The organism is Gordonia sp. CNJ-863, assembly GCF_001942325.1.
Lineage (GTDB): Bacteria > Actinomycetota > Actinomycetes > Mycobacteriales > Mycobacteriaceae > Gordonia > Gordonia alkanivorans.
In genome coordinates this window covers 1,744-9,181 of sequence record NZ_MKKG01000047.1, presented here as the reverse complement: position 1 = coordinate 9,181, position 7,438 = coordinate 1,744, and the positions used below count along the sequence as shown (strand labels likewise).

Annotated in this window: 6 protein-coding genes and 1 pseudogene; 2 read left to right on the top strand and 5 right to left on the bottom strand. The window is 60.5% G+C overall.

Going from position 1 to position 7,438, the window contains the following annotated elements; genetic code table 11:
* From BJF87_RS27135 to BJF87_RS19980, 5 genes and pseudogenes are all read right to left on the bottom strand, one after another.
* Positions 1-901, bottom strand: a pseudogene (locus BJF87_RS27135) (alpha/beta fold hydrolase); the annotation flags it as partial.
* A 4-nt stretch (positions 902-905) separates the two neighbouring features.
* Positions 906-1,976 (bottom strand): ferredoxin--NADP reductase, encoded by a 1,071-nt coding sequence (locus BJF87_RS19995; protein WP_035756060.1) that lies wholly within the window; start codon positions 1,974-1,976, stop codon positions 906-908.
* Positions 1,973-2,842, bottom strand: coding sequence for an SDR family oxidoreductase (locus BJF87_RS19990; RefSeq protein ID WP_006361210.1), 870 nt, complete (start codon positions 2,840-2,842; stop codon positions 1,973-1,975). The genes BJF87_RS19995 and BJF87_RS19990 overlap by 4 nt, the downstream gene beginning before the upstream one ends.
* Before the next feature lie 39 nt (positions 2,843-2,881).
* On the bottom strand, positions 2,882-4,405 hold the full coding sequence (locus BJF87_RS19985) for an NAD(P)/FAD-dependent oxidoreductase (protein ID WP_006361211.1): 1,524 nt from the start codon (positions 4,403-4,405) through the stop codon (positions 2,882-2,884).
* A 158-nt stretch (positions 4,406-4,563) separates the two neighbouring features.
* The gene (locus BJF87_RS19980) at positions 4,564-5,532 is read right to left on the bottom strand and encodes a diiron oxygenase (RefSeq protein WP_006361212.1); all 969 of its coding nucleotides are present in this window, start codon (positions 5,530-5,532) and stop codon (positions 4,564-4,566) included.
* Positions 5,533-5,665: 133 nt separating this feature from the next.
* Between BJF87_RS19980 and BJF87_RS19975 the strand changes: the two genes are divergently transcribed.
* Entirely contained in the window at positions 5,666-6,007 is a 342-nt protein-coding gene (locus tag BJF87_RS19975) for a DUF4873 domain-containing protein (RefSeq protein WP_006361213.1), read from the top strand.
* Positions 6,008-6,049: 42 nt separating this feature from the next.
* On the top strand, positions 6,050-7,438 hold a 1,389-nt coding region (locus BJF87_RS19970; protein WP_396246708.1), incomplete at its 3' end, for an MMPL family transporter.

The following is a 7,438-nucleotide window of genomic DNA, read 5'->3' as shown; positions in this document are numbered from 1 at the left end:
GCTGCGTCCAATCGCGCCGCCGCTTCGTTGAAATCTTTCGGTGCCTCCATGTTGATCATGTGACCGATCTGCGGCAACACCACGAAATCGTGCAACCGACCGCGCTGCTGCAGCCGTTCGGCGAGATCAGTGGAATGAACCTCAGGTGTCAACTTGTCGGCAGAACCCACGATCACCGTCGTCGGCACCGCAAGTGAGTCGACTCCTTTGCTGACGTCGATGGAGGCCAGGACCTTTCCCCACATTCCCCGCACCGCAGGTGGGCAACGCAGCACTATGTCGGAACACTCCGCTATAACGTCGGCCGACGCGTGCGGACCCATCGTCCCGTATTTTACCAACCGTCGGTTGAAACGAGTGTCAAGCATCTCCGGTCCCGCGATGGCGAGCCCAGCCGCGAAGGCTCGCTCCAGTGTGGCGCGGAATCGACGTGGCGACCTTATTAACGTCGATCGGCTAACCAACTGGGAGGTCCAGTGCTCGCCAAGACGGCACCACGGGCTAGGAGGGGCACCGACTCCGGGTGCTCGGCAGCCCAACCCATGATGGACATCCCGCCCATACTGTGACCGGACACCAAGGCCTTACGACTCGACGTGACGACCGCGCGCAAGACCGCCTCGAGATCGTCGCCGAGCAACGACGAAGAGAAGGGGGCGCGACCCCGGTCACTCCAGCCATGTCCTCGTTGGTCATATACCACCACACGGTGTGTGTTGGCGAAGTGTTCGATCTGAGGTCTCCAGAACCGACCCTGGCAAGCCCACCCGTGGCTGAACACCAACAGCGGCGCATCATCACCCAGCCCGTACTCCTCAACGAACAGCCTTGTGCCGTCACTAGAGAGAACCTCCCGCGACCGCGGCGACAACAGGCCAGCTCCCGAAGAGTCAGAGGTCATCGAGTCAGAGGTCATCGAAGCTCACCGTCACAGCGTCGGTGAGCGGAAGTGCCTGGCACGCGAGTCGCTCACCGTCCTCAATGTCATCGTCGACGAGGATGTTGTTCTGCACCATGTCGACATCACCCTCGATGAGCTTGCACACACACGCGCTGCATGCGCCCTCTCGACACGAGTACGGGGCGTTGTGCCCTCGTGAGAGCAGCACATCGAGCAGCGGCGTGTTACGTGGCCACTCCGTGGTGATGCACTCTCCGTTGAGGTAAACCGTGGCGGTAGCTACACCCTCATCGTCACTGAGTCGACGCAGTGTGGCGGTGTCGAACGGGTCACCCGCCAGCGACTGGAACACCTCCCGATGTACATCCGAATGGTCCACTCCACACGCGGTGGCAGACCTTTCCACCAGATCCATGAAGGGGGAAGGGCCGCAGGTGAAGATCACCGATCCCTTGTGATCACGAATAATCTTCTCGACAGCCTCGGATGTGGGGATCCCGTTCTCCGACTCAAGCCAGTCGACCAAAGTGAACCGCTCGGGGAATTCGGATCTGATCTGCTGAAGCTGGCGCTCGTACATGATCGAATCGGCGTCAAGGTTCGCGTAGAACAGGACGACTTCCCCACTGCCCGACACCAGTGCCGACTTCACCAGCGACAGGATCGGCGTGATGCCGCTTCCGCCGGCGAAGAAAAGCATGTCGACGTCGAGGCTCTTAGCGGTAAACTTTCCCGACGGCGTCAGTACGGTCATTTCCATGCCGACGGAGACGTTGTCGCACAACCAGTTTGACGCGTATCCCCCAGCGGTGCGCTTCACCCCGATCTCGAGGCGGAAGTCATCGACATGAGGTGAACTGCTCAGCGAATAGCATCGTGCGACGTGGCCCGTCTGGTCGGACGGGATCTTCAGCGTAATGAACTGCCCGGGTAGATGCTTGAAATCGTCGACGATCTCGTCAGGCACTTCGAAGGCGATGCTCACCGAGTCCTTGGTCTCTTGCACGACCTCCGACACGGTCAGCGTCCGCGATCGCGCGGTGGTGCCCGGCCGATTCTCCTGCTCGACGGTCATTTGATGATTCCCCGCTTGCGAGCGAAGGCGTAGCCCGCGCGGGTGATAGGCGCAGAGATGTCCTGGTAGCGCGGACCCACAACGCGTGCGACAAAGTCGAAGCCCCGTGCGTCTGCGCCGATCAGCACTCGGGGCTTCTTCTTGTCCATTCCCTTGAGGATGGTGGACGCCGCTTTCTCCGGAGTGGTCCTGGCGATGCTGTTGAACATTGTGGCAATGGTGGCGGTATCTGCCCCCATATCGGATACACCCCGAGCGTTATTGACGATATTTGTCTTGACGCCGCCGGGGTGAACGCATGTCACTGTGACCGGATGCCGACTGATCTTCATCTCTTGGCGAAGCGCTTCGGTGAAGCCACGCACACCGAACTTGGCGGCGTTGTAAGCACTTTGACTGGGAATACCGACCAGACCGAAGACGCTGGAGGTATTCACCAGATGACCATCACCGGAGGCGATCAGATAAGGCAGGAAGGCCTTCGTCCCATTGACGACACCGCCGAAATTGATACCCATCAGCCAGTCAAAGTCCTCCCAAGACATGTCAACAACGTCGGCGCCGAGGGCGACGCCGGCGTTGTTGAACACCATGTTCACGCACCCGAAAGATGACTGGACGCTTTCGGCGTAATCCTGGAAGGCAGCACGATCTGCCACGTCCAACACGGCGGTCTCGACTTTCGCCCGATGCGCGGTACGGCACATAGCCGCCGTCTCCGCGAGATGCACCTCGTCGACGTCGGACAAGGAAAGGCTGGCCCCGCGTGCGGCAAGTTGAAGCGCAAGGGACCGGCCGATCCCTGAGGCGGCTCCCGTGACGACTGCGACCTGGTTCGCATAGTTATCTGTTGTCGAACTACTCACTGTTGAATACTCACTTCTCGATGACCTACGGCTGGGTTGTCAGGCGATCTCGTACTCGGCGGGCTTGAAGTCCTTCGTCGCTCGCCAGTACTGCCAGGTGAACCCGGGCCACACCGTACGGTTGACACCCTGCGAGTCCAGATACCAGCTCGTACACCCGCCGTTGGTCCATACCCCCTTGGCGAGCTTGTGCTGAATGTTCTTGTTGAAGTGTTCTTGAACCTCGGGCCGCACATCTACACGCTGCGCTCCGCGACTGTCGACGGCGTCGATGGCCTTCATGATGTACTTGATCTGCTGCTCGATCATGAATACGACAGAGTTGTGTCCAAGACCTGTGTTGGGCCCGAGCAGGAAGAACAGGTTCGGGAAGCCCTCGGTGGTGATGCCGAGGTGGGTGTTGATGCCCGTCCGGTGCCAGTGCGACGGCAAGTCTTCGCCCCGGGCGCCCTTGAGCGCGAGTTGATCGAATCCGTCTGTGACATGGAACCCTGTGGCGTAAATGATCACATCTACAGGATGTGACACGCCGTCAGCGGTGACGATAGAATCCGCGGTGACCTTTTCAATCCGATCACTGATCACTGTCGTGTTGGGCGCGGCGAGTGCAGGGTAGTAGTCGTTCGATCCCAGGATGCGTTTGCATCCGATGCGGTAGGACGGCATCAGCTTTCTGCGTAGCTCAGGGTCGGCGATAGAACGCTCGATGTTCCATTTCGCCACTTTTTCGATTGGTCGCATAAGGTTGGAGTGGCCGTTGAGCCCGAAGGCCAGGCTCTCTGCGCCCCAGTAGACCGACCACCGAGCGAGGCGGCGTGTGATAGGGATCTTGCTGAGCACGGTCCGAAGTGCCGTCGGCACCGCGAAGTTCTTGCGTGGAAGTACCCAAGCCGGGGTTCGCTGGAAGACCGTGAGTGTGCCGGCCTCCTTCTGCACGAATGGCACGAACTGAATCGCGCTGGCACCGGTGCCAATGACGGCCACCCGCTTGCCCTGGAGATCCACCGTGTGGTCCCACTTTGCCGAATGGAATGCCTGGCCGGCGAACTCATCGATTCCGGGGATGTTCGGATAGTTCGGGATGTGCAGAGCGCCGACACCGGACACGACGTACTGCGCGATGTACTCCCGGCCCGACTCGGTACGCAGGTGCCACCGAGATTCGGACTCGCTCCAGTATCCGGAGACCAACTTCTGCCCAAAATGGATCTTCTGAGTGACACCACGCTTGTCGGAGATCTCTTTCAGGTACTGCTCGATTTCGGGCTGCGAAGACCACACCTTCGACCAACTACCGCGGCTCTCGAACGAGTAGGAGTACATCAGTGACGGCACGTCGCATGCGCATCCTGGATAGGTGTTGTCGCGCCAGGTTCCACCGACAGAGTCGGCCTTTTCCAGCACGATGAAATCGCTATACCCGCGCCGGCGGAGCTGCACGGCCATACCGAGCCCAGAAAATCCGCTGCCGATGATGAGTACCTTGGTGATTATAGGCTCGGCTATTCCCGGGTCTGTCGCCGTGGCGGCGCGCGCCGCGCGCTTGGTGTTGGAGGACGGCATTGAGTGAAAAGCTCCCTGATCAAATACAGCAGACGGACCTGCACGGCGCGGGAACGCGTCGCAGGTGTGAGAATGTCATCCACCCGAGCCCGCGAACGGAGACATCCGAACGTGGGGTCGAGGGTTGGCGAGTGGCCGAGGGGGCCAGGCTGAGGGTGTTAGCGCAGATCGTCGGGCAGGCTGCGCGTTGCGCGCCACATCGCCATCGTGAATTTCCCCTCCATCATCCCGGCCTCGTGGAAGAACCGGATCATAGGCTCGGACATGAACTGCAAATTGACGCGATAGTTCGGGCTCGTCTGCTGCGCCCACAGCCCGCGCAGACGGTTGATTCCGACAGCGGGGTACACCTTCGGATTGATGAGCAACGGGTACGCAAAGTTCGCAATGACCGCCAGCGTGCCTCGATGCCAAGCGCGCGAGATGCGTCCGCGACGCTGCATCCCCTCCACCATTTCCAGCCGCGCGAAGGTGATGTGGCGGGCCTCTTCGAGAACGTGGATCTTCATGAGCTGGCGCAGCTGCGGCTGCATTTTCGGGTCATTCATCGCCTCACGCTGAGCGCGGTCGAGTATCTCTTCGATGAGCAATGTCGCGCCGGATACAGACGGGCCGAGAGGCACAAAATGCAGAATCTTCGCGAAGCCCAAGAATCCCTTCGGCAACTTGTACGGCGCCAGTCCCGTCTTGTTGATCAACCGGGCAAACATCGTCGAGTGACGTGCCTCGTCGCCGATCTCGTTAAGGGCGTAGAGGGCCCTTTGATCTGTCAGGGCACCTTTGGCAGACATTCGGAGCAGCGCTGAGCTGAGCAGATTCTCTGCGTAGATACCGAAGCTGAGAATGCTGACAATTTCATGGCGCCCGAGTTCCACCTTCTGCTCATCGCTCATTTTCTCCCACAGCTTGGTGCCGTAGAGCGAGACACGATGCTCGGGCAGGAAGTACTTTCCCTCCTCCCAGGGCGAGTCCCAATCGATGTCGATCTCCGCGTCGTAGAACTTTTCGGCCGCCGCCCGCAGGAGTCGGCCGGCAGACCTTTGCATGTCGACGGGCTTGCGGGCACTGACGCGCGACACCCCTTCCGTCGAAACGTCGGGCTTGATCTCAACATTCTGAACGGTCATGTGACACCTCCGTTGTGTTCCGGGCCGAGCTGAGTCTCGTCTCTATACCCGATACTCTGGGTACCCGATACTGCTAGTGTCACTGCCAGTGTGTTCTTTTGTCAACGCTTGATGTGAAGAAAGTGAGCTTTACGTGTCTGACGACCACGATCTCGACTACTCCGGCGAGGGCACCTTGGTGTGCCGCGGCAAGGAGATTGCTGTCCGGGTGAAAATCAAAGGCTATTTCCAGCCCCTCAACGGCTTGTACACCTGGTACGGCAGGATCGACAAAAATGATGCGCTCGACGCCCTCCTCGCGGGCAGGCGCACGGTTGCTGTCTTCGTGACACCAGAGGGCCGCGCCGAGTGCGTCGTGGGCGATCCTGATTTCTGGGACCGCTATCGCATTACGGGCACGAGCAGGCCGCCGTACCACATCCCCACCACGCTCGAAGACGTGGAGTCGATAGCAGAGAGTGAACATCACAGCTGACCGACCCGCACGGAGCCGCCTGTGGGGCGTTCCCCCAATCCAATGAGTCCGAGAGGAAATTCGTACGTGGCCAGGTCGTCGATCGTTCACAACCGTCCATCAAGGCGTTCTGCCGGCACCGGTGAATACAGCGCTCAACTGGAAAAGGTCGCCTGGTTCACGTTGCGGCGCAAGGGATTCGTGGCGTCGGTCTGGGTCGTGGTTGCGGTCGGCTTAGCGGTGCTATTCCCGCAGCTGGAGTCCGTGATCCGACAGCAGTCGGTGGACCCGATACCTGCGGGCGTACCGTCATTTCAGACGCTCGACCGGATGGGTGAGGCGTTCAATGAGAAGGGGGCCAAGACCACCGTCTTCGTCGCCATGGAGAACGACAGGGGTTTCTCGGACACCACCCGCGCCAGGTATGACGAATTGGTGACCGCACTGCGTGCGGACACGGAACACGTCATCGCAGTCCGCGATCTGCTCGGCGACCCGCTCACGGAGAGTCAGGCGCTGAGCAAAGACAAGAAGGCGTGGTATCTGCCTATCGGTGTCACGGGGACGTTGGGCGGACCGGACGCTGCCAACGCCGTGGAAGCGGTCCGTGACACCGCGAACGAAGTCTTCAGTGGTACCGACACAATTGTTCGGGTGACCGGTCCACCTGCCACGTTCACCGACCAGCTCGCGGTGGGTGAGACCGATCTGGTCGTGATCACGCTCGCCACGGTGCTGTTGATCGCCGGGATCCTGCTGATCGTCTACCGATCGATCTTCACCGCTCTCATGCCGCTGCTGGTGGTCGGCATGAGCCTGGCAGTGGGCCGCGGGGTGCTCTCGGGTCTGGGCGAATTGGGCATGCCCGTGTCTCAATTCACCTCGATGTTCATGACGGTAATCATCTTCGGCGCCGGAGTCGACTACTCCGTATTCCTCATAAGCCGGTATCACGAGGGCATCCGGGCGGGCGATACCCCTGACGTGGCCATTGCGAACGCCACCGCAACGATCGGTCGCGTGGTGCTCGCGTCCGCAGCGACAGTTGCCTTTGCTTTCTTAGCGATGGCGTTCGCCAAACTCAGCGTGTTCAACACGCTCGGCCCGGCGTGCGCGATCTCTATCGCCTTCGGCTTCCTGGCAACCGTCACTTTGCTGCCCCCCGTGCTGTCGTTCGCGGCAAAGCGTGGCGCGGGTCTACCTCGTCGTGACCTCACCAGACGGTACTGGCATCGGGTGGGAACGGGGGTGATCCGGCGGCCGGTCCCGCTGCTCGCGGTGAGCCTGGTGGCACTGATCGCTCTCGGCCTCATCGCGACCACCATGACAATCACCTATGACGATCGGGAAGGTCAGCCGCCGGACACCGGAAGCAACGAGGGATACGCGCTGCTGAACCGGCACTTTCCCAAAGACACCATCATCTCCGAATTCCTTCTGGTGGAGTCGAAC